The sequence below is a fragment of the Roseomonas genomospecies 6 genome (genome assembly GCF_008365375.1).
In the GTDB taxonomy this organism is placed as follows: Bacteria; Pseudomonadota; Alphaproteobacteria; order Azospirillales; family Azospirillaceae; genus Azospirillum.
Genome location: NZ_QOKW01000075.1, coordinates 1 through 1,839, shown reverse-complemented (window position 1 = coordinate 1,839; position 1,839 = coordinate 1). Strand labels below are relative to the sequence as shown.

At 58.1% G+C, this 1,839-nt stretch carries 1 rRNA gene; it reads right to left on the bottom strand.

Annotated features, from left to right (window positions below):
* Positions 1 to 1,839, bottom strand: a 23S ribosomal RNA gene (locus tag DS843_RS30810); the annotation flags it as partial.

Here is a 1,839-nt window from a genome sequence, read left to right as displayed (position 1 = left end):
GCTGGCGCCCGGGCTTCCTAGCCTCCCACCTATCCTACACATGAGATCCCTAGCACCACTGCAAAGCTGTAGTAAAGGTGCACGGGGTCTTTCCGTCTGACCGCGGGTACTCCGCATCTTCACGGAGAGTTCAATTTCGCTGAGTTGGTGTTGGAGACAGCGGGGAAGTCGTTACGCCATTCGTGCAGGTCGGAACTTACCCGACAAGGAATTTCGCTACCTTAGGACCGTTATAGTTACGGCCGCCGTTTACCGGGGCTTCAATTCGGAGCGTGAACCCCTCCTCTTAACCTTCCGGCACCGGGCAGGCGTCAGACCCTATACGTCGCCTTGGACGGCTTCGCAGAGCCCTGTGTTTTTAGTAAACAGTCGCCACCCCCTGGTCTGTGCCCCCCGCCCCAGGTTGCCCTGGAACGGGGCCCTCTTCTTCCGAAGTTACGAGGGCAATTTGCCGAGTTCCTTCAACACCATTCTCTCAAGCGCCTGGGTATGCTCTACCAGTCCACCTGTGTCGGTTTGGGGTACGGTCTGATGCGGGGGCTGTTTCCTGGAACGGGTCCCCAGCCGGGCCAATCCGATAAGGCCCGACACGCTTTCCCATTCGTCACACACCCGCTGGCCCACGAATATTAACGTGGTTCCCATCGACTACGCCTTTCGGCCTCGCCTTAGGGGCCGGCTCACCCTGCGTGGATTAACCTTGCGCAGGAACCCTTGGACTTTCGGCGACAGTGTTTCTCACACTGTTTGTCGCTACTCATGTCAGCATTCTCACTTCCGATACCTCCAGGCGGCCTCACGGACACCCTTCGCAGGCTTACGGAACGCTCCGCTACCACGCGCCTTTCGGCGCATCCGCAGCTTCGGTACACGGCTTGAGCCCCGATACATTTTCGGCGCAGGCCGGCTTAACTAGACCAGTGAGCTATTACGCTTTCTTTAAAGGATGGCTGCTTCTAAGCCAACCTCCTGGTTGTCATGGCCTTCCCACATCCTTTCCCACTTAGCCGTGATTTGGGGACCTTAGCTGGCGGTCTGGGCTGTTTCCCTCTCGACGATGGACCTTAGCACCCACCGTCTGTCTGCCGGGCTGTGCTCCACGGTATTCGGAGTTTGGTTAGGTTTGGTAAGCCGCGAGGCCCCCTAGCCCATCCAGTGCTCTACCCCCGTGGGCAATCGCCCGACGCGCTACCTAAATAGCTTTCGCGGAGAACCAGCTATTTCCCGGTTTGATTGGCCTTTCACCCCTAGCCACAGATCATCCCCGACTTTTTCAACAGGCGTGGGTTCGGTCCTCCAGTGCGTGTTACCGCACCTTCAACCTGTCCATGGCTAGATCACCGGGTTTCGGGTCTACAGCAAGCAACTCACGCGCCCTGTTCAGACTCGCTTTCGCTGCGCCTCCGGCTACCGCCTTAAGCTCGCTGCTTACTGTAAGTCGCTGACCCATTATACAAAAGGTACGCCGTCACTTCGCAAGGAAGCTCCGACTGCTTGTAGGCATCCGGTTTCAGGAACTGTTTCACTCCCCTCGTCGGGGTGCTTTTCACCTTTCCCTCACGGTACTGGTGCACTATCGGTCACTGAGGAGTACTTAGGCTTGGAGGGTGGTCCCCCCATGTTCGGACAGGGTTTCACGTGCCCCGCCCTACTCGAGCATTCAGTCCGGTTTACCCGTACGGGGCTATCACCCGCTCTGGCCCGCCTTTCCAGACGGTTCCGGTTATGTAGACTGAATGACTGGCCTGGTCCGCGTTCGCTCGCCACTACTAGCGGAGTCTCGGTTGATGTCCTTTCCTCCGGCTACTTAGATGTTTCAGTTCGCCGGGTTCGCCTCCC